This is a genomic window from uncultured Aggregatibacter sp., from assembly GCF_901873365.1.
Lineage (GTDB): Bacteria > Pseudomonadota > Gammaproteobacteria > Enterobacterales > Pasteurellaceae > Aggregatibacter.
This window is the reverse complement of sequence record NZ_CABFLM010000055.1, coordinates 11,220-27,292: the sequence shown is the minus strand read 5'-3', so window position 1 is coordinate 27,292 and position 16,073 is coordinate 11,220. Positions and strand designations below refer to the sequence as shown.

General features: G+C 43.7%; 11 protein-coding genes and 3 tRNA genes. 1 reads left to right on the top strand and 13 read right to left on the bottom strand.

Features of this window, described 5'->3' with window-relative positions; all coding sequences use genetic code 11:
- Nucleotides 1-2 precede the first annotated feature (2 nt).
- The 4 genes from QZ106_RS04105 to wecA all read right to left on the bottom strand — a co-directional run bounded on the left by QZ106_RS04105 (nt 3) and on the right by wecA (nt 1,501).
- Nucleotides 3-76 (bottom strand) — tRNA-Pro (locus QZ106_RS04105).
- Nucleotide 77: 1 nt separating this feature from the next.
- Nucleotides 78-153, bottom strand: a tRNA-His gene (locus tag QZ106_RS04100).
- A 31-nt stretch (nt 154-184) separates the two neighbouring features.
- Nucleotides 185-261 (bottom strand) — tRNA-Arg (locus QZ106_RS04095).
- A 166-nt stretch (nt 262-427) separates the two neighbouring features.
- Complete coding sequence (gene wecA / locus QZ106_RS04090; protein WP_295974602.1) at nt 428-1,501, bottom strand: UDP-N-acetylglucosamine--undecaprenyl-phosphate N-acetylglucosaminephosphotransferase; 1,074 nt, start codon at nt 1,499-1,501, stop codon at nt 428-430.
- Between the two features lie 126 nt (nt 1,502-1,627).
- Between wecA and hemL the strand changes: the two genes are divergently transcribed.
- Nucleotides 1,628-2,911: a glutamate-1-semialdehyde 2,1-aminomutase gene (hemL, locus tag QZ106_RS04085; protein ID WP_295974600.1), complete on the top strand. Its 1,284-nt coding sequence runs from the start codon at nt 1,628-1,630 to the stop codon at nt 2,909-2,911.
- Between the two features lie 90 nt (nt 2,912-3,001).
- Here hemL and QZ106_RS04080 read toward each other — a convergent pair whose 3' ends face one another.
- The 9 genes from QZ106_RS04080 to rpoC form a co-directional block, all read right to left on the bottom strand.
- Nucleotides 3,002-4,957: a recombinase gene (locus tag QZ106_RS04080; RefSeq protein ID WP_295974597.1), complete on the bottom strand. Its 1,956-nt coding sequence runs from the start codon at nt 4,955-4,957 to the stop codon at nt 3,002-3,004.
- 463 nt (nt 4,958-5,420) lie between these two features.
- Entirely contained in the window at nt 5,421-5,795 is a 375-nt protein-coding gene (locus QZ106_RS04075) for a transposase (protein WP_295974594.1), read from the bottom strand.
- Between the two features lie 78 nt (nt 5,796-5,873).
- Nucleotides 5,874-7,706, bottom strand: a complete 1,833-nt coding sequence (gene glmS, locus QZ106_RS04070) for a glutamine--fructose-6-phosphate transaminase (isomerizing) (RefSeq protein WP_295974590.1) — start codon at nt 7,704-7,706, stop codon at nt 5,874-5,876.
- A 56-nt stretch (nt 7,707-7,762) separates the two neighbouring features.
- Complete coding sequence (locus QZ106_RS04065; protein WP_295974588.1) at nt 7,763-8,539, bottom strand: DeoR/GlpR family DNA-binding transcription regulator; 777 nt, start codon at nt 8,537-8,539, stop codon at nt 7,763-7,765.
- 136 nt (nt 8,540-8,675) lie between these two features.
- Complete coding sequence (locus tag QZ106_RS04060) at nt 8,676-8,948, bottom strand: HU family DNA-binding protein (RefSeq protein WP_209363688.1); 273 nt, start codon at nt 8,946-8,948, stop codon at nt 8,676-8,678.
- 162 nt (nt 8,949-9,110) lie between these two features.
- Nucleotides 9,111-9,701 (bottom strand): DUF416 family protein, encoded by a 591-nt coding sequence (locus QZ106_RS04055; RefSeq protein WP_295974605.1) that lies wholly within the window; start codon nt 9,699-9,701, stop codon nt 9,111-9,113.
- Nucleotides 9,702-9,718: 17 nt separating this feature from the next.
- Nucleotides 9,719-10,783, bottom strand: coding sequence for a uroporphyrinogen decarboxylase (gene hemE, locus QZ106_RS04050; protein WP_295974585.1), 1,065 nt, complete (start codon nt 10,781-10,783; stop codon nt 9,719-9,721).
- Entirely contained in the window at nt 10,764-11,573 is an 810-nt protein-coding gene (nudC, locus tag QZ106_RS04045) for an NAD(+) diphosphatase (protein WP_295974582.1), read from the bottom strand. The genes hemE and nudC overlap by 20 nt, the downstream gene beginning before the upstream one ends.
- Before the next feature lie 164 nt (nt 11,574-11,737).
- Nucleotides 11,738-16,006: a DNA-directed RNA polymerase subunit beta' gene (gene rpoC, locus QZ106_RS04040; RefSeq protein WP_209363695.1), complete on the bottom strand. Its 4,269-nt coding sequence runs from the start codon at nt 16,004-16,006 to the stop codon at nt 11,738-11,740.
- Between the last annotated feature and the right edge of the window lie 67 nt (nt 16,007-16,073).

The window sequence follows — 16,073 nt, the reverse complement described above, 5'->3', positions numbered from 1 at the left end:
GGTCGGCGAGATAGGATTTGAACCTACGACCCACTGGTCCCAAACCAGTTGCGCTACCAAACTGCGCTACTCGCCGATGGGGTGGCTAATGGGACTTGAACCCACGACAACCGGAATCACAATCCGGGGCTCTACCAACTGAGCTATAGCCACCATATTTAATGAGTTGAACTCGCATGACCTTTGGCGCGCTCGACAGGATTTGAACCTGCGACCTTTGGCTCCGGAGGCCAACGCTCTATCCAACTGAGCTACGAGCGCTAGAAGCGTCGTTGCGGGGCGTATATTAAAAGTTTAAAAAGTGCTTGTCTAGTTTTTTTTTATAAAAATTTATCACTAGCTATTTTTTTAGCCAAAATGAATATAATTTATAAAATTTCTGGTTATTTTTTATTTAACTCTAACTTTTTAGTGAAAAATTTAACTTCTATTTAATTTTAGTGCGTTTAGCCGCACGACGTTTCATTCGACGTATCCAGCGGGTAATCTTCCATGCTTTCGTAATAGAATAAGAATAGAGGAAGAAGAGAATAATGAATGCAATAAACATGATCCATTCATTAATATAGTAAATTTCCCCTAAAATCCCAAAGCAGGCGCACAATGCCGCAACAAAGGTAATTAACAAAAACGCCTGACGGGAAGTTAAGCCTGCACGCACCATCAAATGATGGACATGCAAGCGGTCCGGACGGAATGGACTCTTCCCTTTTCTTAAACGACGATAAATAATCGCCACCATATCCACCAACGGAATAGCAATCACCCAAAGTGCGGTCACCGGATTCATCGGATGACCTTTGCCTTGCGTACTTAGCAACAGAATCCAAATAATCGTAAAACCGATCAACGTACTGCCGGCATCACCCATGAAGACTTTAAATTTCGGTCCCAACGGAATCCCCAGATTCATCATTAAATAAGGAATCGTTGCAATAATTAAGCCAAAACTCCAATAAGCCAAATCCATTTGCCCATCGCGATACATCAAAATACCGATCGCAGCGAAAGAAACACAAGACAACCCACCAAGCAAACCGTCAATACCATCGATCATATTAAATGCATTAATGATACCGATGGTCGCCAACACGGTAATAATTAAGCCGATAGATCCTAACGTGAGCTGGAATGGCCCTAAAATTTGCCCTAAATGATCGAGGTAAACATTCCCCATATCGATCATGAGAATGGCTAAAAATGCCTGAACGCCTGCGCGCAAGAAAGGGCTAATGTCATAACGGTCATCAATAATGCCCATTAATAGCAAGACTAAAATACTGAATAAATAAAGATAAGGTAAACGCGTTTGATCCCACTGCATGAGATAAAAACAAAGATTCCCCATAAACAATGAAATGCCGCCAATTAACGGAATTGCGCCTTGATGGCGTTTACGATAGTTAGGTTTATCCACCAAACCGATTTTAATAGCAACAGGGCGCATCACAAGTAAAGTTAAAAGTGCCCCAAGAAATGTAACAAATAACGTCAATAACATAGGTTTTCCCATGAAAATAAAATGCGCAAAGGATATCACAAAGGTAAAAGGCTACATAAATATTTTTACTCACCTTCCTTTTTTTCAGTACAATAAAGCACTTTTTTGTATATAAGGATAAAAACGATGGCAAATTCAACCGCACTTTTCTCCCGCGCTCAGCATGTTATTCCGGGCGGCGTTAATTCACCGGTTCGCGCTTTTAACGGTGTCGGCGGCACACCGGTCTTTATTGAAAAAGCACAAGGCGCTTATATTTATGACACAGACGGTAAACAATATATCGACTACGTAGGGTCTTGGGGCCCGATGATTTTAGGACACAATCACCCCACTATTTTAAATGCCGTGATGAAAACCGCACAAAACGGCTTGAGTTTCGGCGCACCGACACCGTTGGAAATCGAACTCGCCGAATTAGTGTGTGAACTTATCCCTTCAATTGAAATGGTCAGAATGGTGAGCTCCGGCACCGAAGCTACGATGTCAGCCATTCGCTTAGCCCGTGGCTATACAAATCGAGATAAAATTATCAAATTCGAAGGTTGCTATCATGGTCATGCGGATTCCTTATTAGTCAAAGCCGGTTCCGGCGCATTAACATTGGGACAACCTAACTCCCCGGGTGTGCCGGCAGATTTTGCCAAACACACGCTCACCTGTATCTATAACGACATCGACTCTGTCAAACAAGCCTTCGAGCAATATCCTGACGACATCGCTTGCGTGATTGTCGAACCGGTCGCAGGCAACATGAACTGTGTTCCACCCAAAAATGATTTTCTGCAAGGGTTACGTAAACTTTGCGATCAATACGGCGCCATATTCATCATTGATGAAGTAATGACCGGTTTCCGTGTGGCACTTGGCGGTGCACAACGTTACTACAATGTCACACCGGATTTAACCTGTTTAGGCAAGGTGATCGGCGGTGGTATGCCGGTGGGTGCCTTTGGCGGTAAGAAAGAAATTATGCAATACATTGCCCCAACTGGCCCGGTTTACCAAGCAGGCACCTTATCCGGCAACCCGATTGCTATGGCAGCCGGTATCGCTTGCTTAACAGAATTGAAAAAAGCCGGTAATGAGCAAAAACTGGCGCAACAAACGGAAAAATTAGCAAAAGGCTTACAACAGCTTGCCGATAAGCATCAAGTGCCGTTTACCGTCAATTATGTCGGTGGCATGTTCGGCATTTTCTTTACTGATAAAAAAGAAGTGACTTGTTATCAAGACGTGATGACGTGCGATACCGAAAAATTTAAACGCTTTTTCCACAAAATGTTAGATTTAGGCGTTTATCTGGCGCCGTCTGCATTTGAGGCAGGCTTTATGTCTCTTGCGCATTCTGATGAAGACATCGAGCGCACGCTAGCGGCAGCAGATATTGCTTTTGCTGAATTAGCATAATTCATAAAACGCAAAGTGATCTGCCCCCAAAACCTGGACACCTACTTTTGAGGTGCAGATCATTTTTGGGGCGCAGATCACTTAAGCCGATTATTTATCTAATTGAACAGGAAGAAATAAGCTTAATGGACGTTTTTTCACAATTTGACAAACTTCATACCAAATTGGCCTCCAGCTATCAATTTCCGCATTCAAAGAACGCAGTGCAACCCAAAGCGTTAATGAAAAACTGACAATTAAATTCACTAAACCAATCAACAATACAAAACCAATGCATTGTAACAGCAATGAATAGGTGAATTGTCCGCTCACTGCAATATAGCCTACATTCGCTGATGAAAATGCAACATGACGAATATCTAACGGGAGATGAGTTAAATATCCCACTAAACCGGTAAGCCCAAGTAACATACCAAAACAGAAGTTACCAATAAGCGAACCATAATTCTCATGCATATAATTAGCAAATTTAACGCGAGACTTCTCAGACATCAATTTTTTTAATAACGGATGTTGTGCTAAACGCATGCGCATATTCAAATAATTGCTGCGGTTATCAAAATAGCCAGAAATAATTCCGGAGCAGAATAACCATACACCTGCAATAGCTGCGAACCATAAAGAACCATCTAAAGGATCAATACGGTGTAATTGATAGGCTATGTTCTCTGAATTCATCAATGGCTCACCTGTTTGATGTTGATAAACAAAAGCAATTAATGCCGCTAATCCCATAGCAACTACTACATTGCCTAAAACGGCCACGCTTTGGGAACGAAATACATCCACTAATAACTGGGCTAATTTCATATTTAATGTTTTGCCTTGTGGATTTTTCTCTACTGCCTCAGCAAAACGAGCAGCTGTCATGGCTGGCTGTTTGGTTGCAACCGTGAAATGCAACATAAAGATCACCATAAAACCGAAGCCGTAATTTAAACCTTCGGCAAGACCTTTCCAGACTTTATCATCAATAATGCTGCCTAAATAGGTTTTAAATAACGCCATTAGTGCAATCAATACACCACCACCTGCCGCAGAGTAAAACATTGCCCAATACTCTTTTTTATCTCGAGTAATGTAATGCTCACCGTGGTCCCCAGCATTCTGCGTAACACTACGAGCAATTAATCCTGAGCTTTGTTTCCATAGTCGGGAAATACTATGTCGCTCTGCAGCTGCACGGGCAAAACAACCCGTTAATAACAATATTCGACGCGGTAAATAGCGATTTGAAACAAAAATTGCCATCAACGTTTCTAATCGTTCTAAAGTTTGGGAAAGACGTTCTAATAAATACGCTGTATTTAAGGAAGACCCCACTACTGCCCCACGTTTCTGTAAGCCAATAATCAATGCCTTACATTGATCAAACATTACCTGTAAATGGCTATCATCAAAATCTATTGATTGGCGACGCGCCTGTAACCAATCAACCACCTCATGGTGTAAAGCAACAAAAGGTGAATCAGCATTTAACAGAGAGGGTTCCATTCGCATCAGCTCAGGATCCATATCTTCAGCTGCAATCCAAATTGAAAGCATCTCTATGGCAAATAGCCCTTCACTTTCAATATGATTTTTTAAACGTTCCCGATCTTTTTGTTCTGTATAACGGGTTAAAACGCCAAATACGCCTCGCCACGTTTTTAATGGGACGGCATCAATCCAGCGTGCATCATTTTTATCACTAAATAATAAATAAAAAATATCACGTAAATCATTAATATCTTTAAAAGACGGGTTAAAACGCTCATAAATACGCGTTTTCATTTCCTGTCCAAAACCGCCACGCGTAAGAATACCACTACTAATAAACAACGGGTAAAGGCGTAAACCACATAACCAACCACATAATAATTTCGAAACAGAACAGCCTAATTCTTTATCGTTCTTTAAGATAAGCTTAAATAAATGTAAGCTTGGAGAAATTTTTTCTGTAGGGCTATTACGTAATAATTGGCACAGCCCTTCCACAAGACCAAAGGCATCATTTTCCTCGACTTTATTACGCAAAAATTGCGGTAAAGTATCAGGTTTTATCATACTTTTCCCCCATATCGTTTATATTCAAAAGTGAGACATTATACAGCGCTGTTGGATAAAGTAAAAATGAGCGGAAAAAGCGATCTGCCCCCACGATGGCGCAAGCGTCCTCGCTTGTGCCTATCAACTAAAAGTGCGGTCAAAAAATTCAAAGAATTTTGAATATTGGCTCTGCCGATGGTTATGAGTAAAATTCACAATGTTTTTATTAAGCAGCACCAGCGTGGACGTGGATGCTGGCGCTATCATTGGTGATTGTTATGGCACAAGCGTGGACGCTTGCGCCATCTATGGGGTAATTTGAGTGTCATTGGGCGATAACCATCTCGTTTTCTGTTCTTTTTATACAGCGATAAGATAGCTTCTTTAGCTTCGTGATAATTTCGCTTAATCTCTTTATAGTAAAAGCTTGAACGAGGCATTTTAGCCACACGAAGTAAATCATTTAACGCATGGTCCGGCTTCAATCTTTCAATGATTTTTCTTTTTTCTGTCGTTGTTTTTGACGGTCGAGCTTCTCCAACTCCTTTAGGTAAGCAATCTCCGCTCGAGCCAAGGCGAGTTCTCGCTGCAGCTTTTTAAACGCTTTAGGTGAAAAGTCTGTAGTTTCCGGAATTTCAATGTCTTTCTTTTTCATTTTTGACTGCACTATTTTCGGTGTTTGAAGGTTTGTATAAGGCAATTTTACGCCATCAATCCCTCTTTCCCGAAATGCTTTTAGCCAATAAATGACGGCAGAATGGGGAATGTTATGAAGTTTAGCCACCTCGCGGATACCATAATCCTGTTCGGTGACGAGTTTGATAATTTCTAAACGAAATTGATAAGAGTAAGACATAATCTGCACCTCAAAATAGGTGTCCAGGTTTTGGGGTGCAGATCAAAGTGCGGTCAGAATTTCAGGCGTTCTGAGAGATTATTCCACGGTAACCGCTTTCGCCAAGTTACGAGGCTGATCCACATCAGTGCCCTTAATGAGCGCAATGTGATAAGCCAACAGCTGCATCGGCACGGTGTAATAAATCGGTGCGGTAATATCGTTTACCGTTGGCATGGTGATGATTTTCATGCCTTCCGCTTCACTAAAACCGGCCTCTTTATCAGCAAACACATACAATTGACCGCCACGGGCGCGCACTTCTTCTATGTTGGATTTGATTTTTTCCAGCAATTCATTGTTTGGTGCGACCACAATCACCGGCATATCGGCATCGATTAAGGCTAACGGACCGTGTTTTAGCTCACCGGCGGCATAGGCTTCTGCGTGAATATAAGAAATTTCTTTTAACTTCAACGAGGCCTCCATCGCAATGGGGTAGAACTCACCACGACCTAAAAATAACGCATGGTTCTTTTCGGCAAAATCTTCCGCCAAAGTTTCAATGTGTTTATCGAACGCTAAAGCCTTTTCAATCTCCGCCGGCAGCGCTTGCAATGCTTTCACAATGTCCTGCTCTTTCTCCGTGGAAAGGGTCTGTTTGGCTTTACCAACCGCCACGACTAACATTAACAATGCGGCTAATTGCGTTGTAAAGGCTTTGGTGGAGGCTACCCCGATTTCCACGCCGGCGCGGGTCATGAATGCCAGATCCGATTCGCGCACGAGGGACGAGCCGGCTACGTTACAAATCGTCATCGCCGCCATATAGCCTTTTTCTTTCGCTAAACGTAAAGCTGCTAGGGTATCCGCCGTTTCGCCGGATTGGGAAATCGTAATCAATAAACTGTTTGGGCGTACTACAAATTTGCGGTAGCGAAATTCCGAGGCAATTTCCACATCACAGCTCACGCCAGCCACGCTTTCAAACCAATAACGAGACACCATACCGGAATTGTAAGATGTACCACAAGCCACGATTTGAATGTGTTCTACTTTTTCGAGAATATCTTTTGCGCCGTTACCGATCGCTTCCACCACTACGTTATTGTGGGTTACACGACCTTCCATCGTGTTGATAAGTGCGGTCGGTTGTTCGTAAATTTCTTTTTGCATGAAGTGGCGGTGTTTACCTTTTTCCGCCGCATCATTTTCTAAATTGGAATCATGCGCCTCACGCTCGACTTTATGACCACCGCGATCGTAAATATCCACAGAACGGCGAGTAATTTCTGCAATGTCGCCCTCTTCTAAGAAAATAAAGCGGCGGGTAACGCTTAACAAAGCAAGTTGGTCAGAGGCAAGGAAGTTTTCGCCAATGCCCAAACCGATCACCAATGGACTGCCGGAACGCGCTGCCACAAGATGTTCCGGATGCATACGATCCATCACGACCATACCATAAGCACCGGTTAATTGTTTTACGACGTTCTGCACGGCTTCCAATAAACTGCCTGCGCTACGCATTTCCCATTCCACCAAATGTGCAATGACTTCCGTATCTGTTTGGGAGGTAAACACATAACCACGCGCTTTCAACAACGCACGCAATTCTTCATAGTTTTCGATAATGCCGTTGTGTACCACCGCAAAATTGCCGGAAACGTGGGGGTGTGCGTTATTTTCGGAAGGCGCGCCGTGAGTGGCCCAACGGGTGTGCGCGATGCCGGTGCCACCGATAAGCGGTGATTTTTCCACTGCCTCATTCAACGCTTTCACTTTGCCTAAGCAACGTACACGTTGTAATTCATGTTGTAAATTGACTACCGCCAATCCTGCGGAGTCATAACCACGGTATTCAAGGCGATGTAATCCATTAATTAAAATTTCTGCCACATCACGTTGTGCAACGGCACCAACAATTCCACACATAACTTTTTGCTCTCCTGAAATAAGCTAAAAAAACATTATTTAAAATAACCGCACTTTTAAGCGCAGATGACGTCCACACCATGGGCTTCAATGCGTTTTTTACTGTCTTCCGACAACAAATTATCGGTAATCAATACATCAATTTGTTGCCACACCAATTCAACGTTAGGCATCTTTCGCCCAATCTTTTGAGATTCCACCATCACAATCACTTCGCGCGCCACATCCGCCATCACTTGGCTTAAGCCAACCAATTCGTTGAATGTGGTCGTTCCACGATCAAAATCAATTCCATCGGCACCGATAAACAGCTGGTCAAAGTTATAAGAACGTAATACTTGCTCCGCCACTTTGCCTTGAAAAGACTCAGATGCCTTATCCCATGTGCCACCGGTCATTAACAACGTTGGCTCATTTTCGAGGGAACGCAGCTCGTTCGCTACATACATAGAATTGGTCATCACCACCAACCCTTGCTTGTTGTTCAACTGTTTAATCAACGCCGCCGTGGTGGTGCCACTATCAATAATAATACGGTTGTGATCTAAAATACGTTCAGCTGCCCGTTTAGCAATGGACAACTTTCGTTCCGAAAGAAAATCTTCCTGTTCGTCCTCAATAAGTTCTTGCGGCATCAAGATCGCGCCACCGTAACGACGCACTAAGAAACCGTTATTTTCTAACACCGTTAAGTCTTTACGAATCGTGACTTCCGAAGTATCAAACAACTGAACAAGCTGATCAACGCTCACCTCTCCACGCTCCAGCAATAATTGCATGATGCCGTGACGACGTTGTTGGGTATTGCGAGGCTGAATGTGTCGTTTAGTCATTTCCAAACCCAAATAGTTCCGTTTAAATTTCGATTCGAAAGTTTATAGCCATTTAGAAAGGATGTAAATAAAAAGATAGGCAACAAAAAACCCTGTTTACTAGAAACAGGGTTTGAAGATTAAATATCAGAACTAATTATTTAACAGCATCTTTTAATGCTTTACCAGAAACGAATGCTGGCACTTTAGAAGCCGCAATTTTAATTTCTGCACCGGTTTGTGGGTTACGACCGGTACGCGCTTTACGCTCATTGATTTTAAATGTGCCGAAACCGATTAATTGTACGGCATCACCTTTTTTTAAGCTTTCAGTGATTGCATCTAAAGTTGCTTCTAAAGCAGCTTTAGCTTGTTTTTTATTTAATTCGGCTGCGCTTGCAATAGCATCAATTAAATCTGTTTTGTTCATAGATTAGTACCTTCTATTTTTTTAAATTTACAGTGGTGAAATAAATAATATTATCATTACTCATTCAATAAACTGAGCTCACTATAATCAGTGCAGGCAAAGCTTAATCTAAGTTGCACCGAAAGCAAAGCATGAATTATGATTTTTGTGGAAAATATCACATTACTGTTCTATTTTTATACAAATATTCGAAACCGCCTCTTCACGCAACGCATTTTTTAAATCAGAAATCAGTTCAACATCATGCCTTTCCGCCTCTTTTAACGCGCGATACAGTTGCCATTGCACATCTAATTCTTGCTGGATTAAATCCGATTCCTTCAGTTCCACCTCGGATAAGGTGCGATCATATTCCGTTTCTAAATAACCCGCTACCGTTCCCAATGACAGTTGGCTGACTTTTACCGCTTGCTCCAATGACGCGCCGGCAATGATGGTATGCAACACTTCCGCCAACCCTTCACAAGCATCTAATGCCGGCACAACACCGTAAAAATCATAGTCATTCACATCGGGAATAATGTTTTCCAGTTTTTCTAACTGACTTTCAAAATTAATGTTGGCCTCTTTAACCGTTAAATATTCCCACACCAAATTCAAAATATTGTGATACACCTTGGCGTTTTGTGGTTGTTCTGTGATTTGGCAGAATAAATGGTAGTTGGGATACATTCGCTCACACAAGCACGCCATAAAAGTTAAATGCTGCCAAGTAGCGAGATTTTCTAAACGTTTCTGAATCGGATTTCGCATCATTTTTTCTCCGCACTTTAGCGATGATAAGATTTAGAGAGCTGATGTACGGCATCCACCAACACTTTCGGGCTTTCTTCCGGCACATCCTGATGAATGCCATGCCCAAGATTAAATACATGGCCGCTCCCTTCACCAAACGCCGCTAAAATTGACCGCACTTCGTCTTCAATTCGGTCGGCTGGCGCATAAAGCACGCTCGGATCCATGTTGCCTTGCAATGCCACTTTATGCCCAACACGGCGACGTGCCTCCGCAATATCCACCGTCCAATCCAAGCCCACGGCATCACAACCGGTATCGGCAATGGCTTCTAACCATAAGCCGCCACCTTTGGTAAATAAGGTGACCGGCACACGACGTCCTTCATGTTCACGAATCAAACCATCCACGATTTTGTGCATATAACGTAAAGAAAACTCGGGATACTCACGATGCGCCAACACGCCGCCCCACGTATCAAACACCATAACCGCCTGCGCGCCGGCTTTAATTTGCGCATTTAAGTAAAGAATCACGCTGTCTGCCAGTTTATCTAACAAGGCGTGCAATAAGTGCGGTTCGCTATACAGCATTTTTTTAATTTTCGTAAAGGCTTTAGAAGAACCGCCTTCCACCATATAAGTAGCCAATGTCCACGGGCTCCCGGAAAAGCCGATAAGTGGCACTTCACCATTGAGTTCACGACGAATTGTGCGCACCGCATTCATCACATATTGCAGTTCTTGTTCCGGATCCGGAATAGGTAAATTTTCCACCGCACTTTTGCTGTCAATAACCCGTTCAAATTTCGGGCCCTCACCGGCGCCAAAGCTTAAGCCGAGCCCCATGGCATCGGGAATCGTTAAAATATCGGAAAATAAAATCGCGGCATCCAAAGCATAACGGCGCAACGGTTGTAATGTCACCTCACAAGCCAAATCCGCATTACGACATAAGGACATAAAATCACCGGCTTGCGCACGAGTGGCTTTGTATTCCGGCAAATACCGCCCGGCTTGGCGCATCATCCAAATCGGCGTCATATCCACAGGTTGACGTAAAAGGGCTCTTAAATAGCGGTCATTTTTTAATGTGGTCATAAAATCTCTCGTTATTATGATGTTGTTGACACAATGCCAGTGTCGCTTCAATAAGTTTGCGCGCAATCGTGCCATGGGGTGGCAGCTCAGGCAACGGCTGGTCATAAGCAAACCATTGCGCGTCATGAATTTCTTCCGGCTGAATTTGAATCTCACCGCCGGCGTAATCGGCTAAAAACCCGACCATTTGCGAATTGGGAAATGCCCAAGGTTGGCTACCAAAGTAACGCAAATTTTGCACATGAATATGGGTTTCTTCGTAAACTTCTCGCCGCACGGCTTCCTCAAAGGTTTCCCCCACTTCCACAAAGCCTGCCAGCGTTGTGTACATACCGCCATTATGGCGACGATGATTTGCTAACAAAATTTGTGAACCACGCCGAACGGCAACAATAATTGATGGGCAAATGACAGGATAAGTCCGAAAGCCGCAAGCTTGGCATTGTACTGCCCATTCATCCGACATTTGTTCCGTTTTTCCACCGCACTTGCCGCAAAATTGATGCGTTTGGTAAAAATGATTGAGCTCCACACCACGGCTGAGCAAATTAAATTGTTCCAACGGCAATGATAGCTGATCACGCAAGGAAAAATACGCACGCCCATCATCCGTTTGGGATTCCACTAAATACAGTGGTTGTCCTGCCCACTCGCCAATACGCATAGCGTGAAGTCCGGTTAATCCTAACTCATCGGCACGACCAAAAGGAAGTTTGCCATCCACCCAATGAATTGATGACGCTTGCGTAAAGAGCCAAAAGCCCTGCTTGTCAGGCTCAATTAGTTTCATTTTTAACACCTGTTGCAATACGCAGAAAACACGTTCATTTTCTACCGCACTTTGTGGTTCCGAGAAGAAAAAAGTGCGGTCATTATAAAAGGTATTTGTTCATTTAGCGAATGATCCCCATAAAAAAACCCGAGACTTCGCTCGGGTTTCTTCTTGCAGAAATATTATTCTGCGTGATCGTCTTCTTCTACCATATTTAACATTTCAGCTAAACTGGCTTCGGCATCCTCAGAGGTCATGACGAATTCAGAAGCAATCTCTTCTTCATCCATCGCCGATAGTCTTACCGGCACCTCTTCATCTGCGATAACTGACGCGTTTTTATGACGATTTTGGTGATACGCAAAACCGGTACCTGCCGGAATCAAACGACCTACGATGACGTTTTCTTTCAAGCCGCGCAATTCATCGCGTTTACCTGCCACGGCTGCTTCCGTTAACACACGAGTGGTTTCTTGGAAGGAGGCCGCAGAGATGAAGGACTCGGTGGCTAAGGACGCTTTGGTAATACCCAATAATTCGCGTTCAAATTCCACCGGCGGTTTGCCTTCCGCTTCACGTTTACGGTTAACGATTTTCACGCGGGCTACTTCCACTTGTTCCCCTTCAAGGAATTCGGAGTCGTAAGCTTTGGTAACAATCGCTTTACGCAACATTTGGCGCACGATCACTTCGATGTGTTTATCGTTAATTTTTACCCCTTGTAAGCGGTAAACTTCTTGGACTTCATTCACGATATATTCGGTTACAGCGTGTACACCGCGTAAACGTAAGATGTCATGTGGCGTTTCCGCACCATCGGAGATTAAATCACCGCGTTCAACCATTTCACCTTCGAATACGTTCAATTGACGCCATTTTGGAATCATTTCTTCGTACACTTCACCTTCTGCCGGCGTAATCAACAAGCGGCGTTTACCTTTGGTTTCTTTACCGAAGGACACGATACCGGAGATTTCCGCCAAAATCGCAGGCTCTTTCGGTTTACGCGCTTCAAACAAGTCTGCCACGCGTGGAAGACCACCGGTAATATCTTTCGTTCCCACGGATTCTTGCGGAATACGTGCTAACGGATCACCAATATGCACTTCTGCGCCGTCATCTAATGTCACGATAGCTTTACTTGGTAAGAAGTATTGCGCCACTACGTCAGTACCCGGAACAACAACATCGTTGCCTTTGTCATCTACCAGTTTGATTGCCGGACGTAAGTCTTTACCAGCGGTTGCACGTTCCCCCACATCTTGCACTACGATAGAAGAAAGACCGGTTAATTCATCGGTTTGACGGGTGACGGTTAAGCCGTCCACGATATCCACAAATTTCACAAAACCACTCACTTCAGAGATAACCGGCATAGTATGCGGATCCCAGTTGGCGATGGTTTCACCGGCATTTACCTCTTGGTGATCGCCTTTGTTTAGAATCGCGCCGTAAGGCACTTTATAGTGCTCTTTAGTACGACCGAAAGTATCCACAACGGTTAATTCGGTATTACGAGACGTTAATACCAATTTGCCTTCGTTATTCGTAACGAATTTCGCATTGGCTAAACGCAATGTCCCGTTGTTTTTCACTTGTACGCTAGACTCTTTGGCTGCTGCAGATGCCGCACCACCGATGTGGAACGTACGCATGGTTAACTGTGTTCCCGGCTCACCGATAGATTGTGCCGCAATAACCCCTACAGCTTCACCTTGGTTAATCAAGTGACCGCGCGCTAAGTCACGACCGTAACATTTCGCACACACACCAAAGTCGGTATTACAGGTTACAACAGAACGGACTTTCACGCTGTCCACAGAATTTTCGTCTAATACATCACACAATTTTTCATCTAATAAGGTATTGCGTGGAATTAATACTTCTTCTGTACCCGGTTTTAAGATGTCTTCTGCCGCAACACGACCTAAAACTTGTTCGCGTAGAGGCACTTTTTCATCGCCACCCTCAATTAACGGGGTCATCACGATACCTTCGTGTGTACCACAGTCATCTTCTACGATAACGAGGTCTTGTGCGACGTCAACCAAACGACGAGTTAAGTAACCGGAGTTCGCTGTTTTCAACGCGGTATCCGCCAAACCTTTACGCGCACCGTGGGTAGAAATAAAGTATTGTAAAACGTTCAAACCTTCACGGAAGTTCGCGGTAATTGGCGTTTCGATAATGGAACCATCAGGACGTGCCATCAAACCACGCATACCGGCTAACTGACGAATCTGTGCTGCAGAACCACGTGCACCAGAATCTGCCATCATAAAGATGCTGTTGAAAGACGCTTGTTTTTCCGGTTTACCTTCACGGTTAATGACTTCTTCCGTCGATAAGTTTTCCATCATGGCTTTCGCCACACGTTCGTTGGCAGCAGCCCAAATATCGATCACTTTGTTATAGCGTTCACCTGCAGTCACAAGACCGGATTGGAATTGTTCCTGAATTTCAGCCACTTCTTCTTCCGCGGCAGAAATAATTTCGTATTTCTTCGCCGGAATCACCATATCGTCAATACCAACGGAAGAACCGGAACGTGCCGCATAAGCAAAACCGGTGTACATGATTTGGTCAGCAAACATCACACTGGCTTTCAAACCTAAACGACGATAGCTTTCGTTAATTAACTTAGAAATCGCCTTTTTGCCAAGGGTTTGGTTAAACAAGCTAAACGGCATTCCTTTTGGCGCGATCATCCATAAAATGGCACGACCGATAGTGGTATCTGTTAATGTGGTTTTTGATTCAAACTCACCGGCTTCATTTTTCACATATTCGGTAATACGGACTTTCACACGAGAATGCAATTCTGCTTGACCGGTACGATAGGCTTTTTCTGCTTCACGTGGGTCTTGCAATAACATGCCTTCACCTTTACCGTTCACTTTTTCGCGGGTCATGTAGTAAAGACCCAACACCACGTCTTGTGATGGAACGATAATCGGATCACCGTTTGCAGGAGAAAGAATGTTGTTGGTGGACATCATTAACGCACGCGCTTCTAATTGCGCTTCCAAGGTTAACGGTACGTGTACCGCCATTTGGTCACCGTCGAAGTCCGCGTTGAACGCCGCACAAACAAGTGGGTGTAATTGAATCGCTTTACCTTCGATTAAGATCGGTTCAAACGCTTGAATACCCAAACGGTGCAATGTTGGCGCACGGTTCAACAGAATCGGATGTTCGCGAATGACTTCAGCCAAGATATCCCAAACAATCGCATCTTCACGCTCCACCATTTTCTTCGCAGCTTTAATCGTCGTTGCATAACCACGGCTTTCTAATTTTGCATAGATAAACGGACGGAATAATTCCAACGCCATTTTCTTCGGTAAACCGCATTGATGTAAGTGCAAGTATGGACCTACGGTGATTACGGAACGACCGGAGTAGTCAACACGTTTACCCAACAAGTTTTGACGGAAACGACCTTGTTTACCTTTAATCATATCTGCTAATGATTTTAACGGACGACGGTTAGAACCGGTAATAGCACGACCGCGGCGACCGTTATCTAACAACGCATCAACAGATTCTTGTAACATCCGTTTTTCGTTACGCACGATAATATCCGGTGCGATTAAATCCAATAAACGTTTTAAACGGTTGTTACGGTTGATGACACGACGATATAAATCATTCAAGTCAGAAGTCGCAAAACGACCGCCATCTAACGGCACTAACGGACGTAAATCCGGTGGAAGCACCGGTAATACGGTCATCACCATCCATTCCGGTTTATTGCCGGATTGTAAGAAAGCTTCTAATAATTTTAAGCGTTTAGTGATTTTCTTACGTTTGGTTTCGGAATTAGTTTCTTGTAATTCTTCGCGTAAATTTTCGCATTCCGCTTCCAAATCGATACCGCGCAATAAGGCTTGAATGGCTTCCGCCCCCATTTTGGCTTCGAATTCATCTTGCCAACGGTCTTCGGCATCAAGATATTGTTCTTCGGTTAACAACTGACCGCGCTCAAGATCGGTCATACCCGGTTCGATCACAATGTAAGATTCAAAATACAGTACGCGTTCAATATCACGCAACGGCATGTCTAACAATAAACCGATACGGGACGGCAGGGATTTTAAAAACCAAATGTGCGCCACCGGTGAGGCCAATTCAATGTGCCCCATACGTTCACGACGAACTTTAGTTTGCGTGACTTCTACACCACATTTTTCACAAATCACACCGCGGTGTTTTAAGCGTTTGTACTTACCGCACAAACATTCGTAATCTTTTACCGGTCCGAAGATACGGGCACAGAAAAGACCGTCACGTTCCGGTTTAAAGGTACGATAGTTGATTGTTTCAGGTTTTTTAACTTCACCATATGACCAAGAACGGATCATGTCAGGTGAGGCTAAACCGATTTTAATCACATCAAAATCTTCAGCGGTTTTTGATTGTGCTTTTAAAAACTTAACTAAGTCTTTCACAGATTTGCTCCTGTCGGAGTTAAACTTATTCAAGTGCGGTCGTTTTTCAAAACGTTTTTAAAATCGA

Bases quoted from the DNA above. Each gene is read 5' to 3' on its own strand.
- wecA (WP_295974602.1), bottom strand. From the start codon at position 1,501: ATGTTATTGACGTTATTTGTTACATTTCTTGGGGCACTTTTAACTTTA.
- hemL (WP_295974600.1), top strand. From the start codon at position 1,628: ATGGCAAATTCAACCGCACTTTTCTCCCGCGCTCAGCATGTTATTCCG.
- QZ106_RS04080 (WP_295974597.1), bottom strand. From the start codon at position 4,957: ATGATAAAACCTGATACTTTACCGCAATTTTTGCGTAATAAAGTCGAG.
- QZ106_RS04075 (WP_295974594.1), bottom strand. From the start codon at position 5,795: ATGTCTTACTCTTATCAATTTCGTTTAGAAATTATCAAACTCGTCACC.
- glmS (WP_295974590.1), bottom strand. From the start codon at position 7,706: ATGTGTGGAATTGTTGGTGCCGTTGCACAACGTGATGTGGCAGAAATT.
- QZ106_RS04065 (WP_295974588.1), bottom strand. From the start codon at position 8,539: ATGACTAAACGACACATTCAGCCTCGCAATACCCAACAACGTCGTCAC.
- QZ106_RS04060 (WP_209363688.1), bottom strand. From the start codon at position 8,948: ATGAACAAAACAGATTTAATTGATGCTATTGCAAGCGCAGCCGAATTA.
- QZ106_RS04055 (WP_295974605.1), bottom strand. From the start codon at position 9,701: ATGCGAAATCCGATTCAGAAACGTTTAGAAAATCTCGCTACTTGGCAG.
- hemE (WP_295974585.1), bottom strand. From the start codon at position 10,783: ATGACCACATTAAAAAATGACCGCTATTTAAGAGCCCTTTTACGTCAA.
- nudC (WP_295974582.1), bottom strand. From the start codon at position 11,573: ATGAAACTAATTGAGCCTGACAAGCAGGGCTTTTGGCTCTTTACGCAA.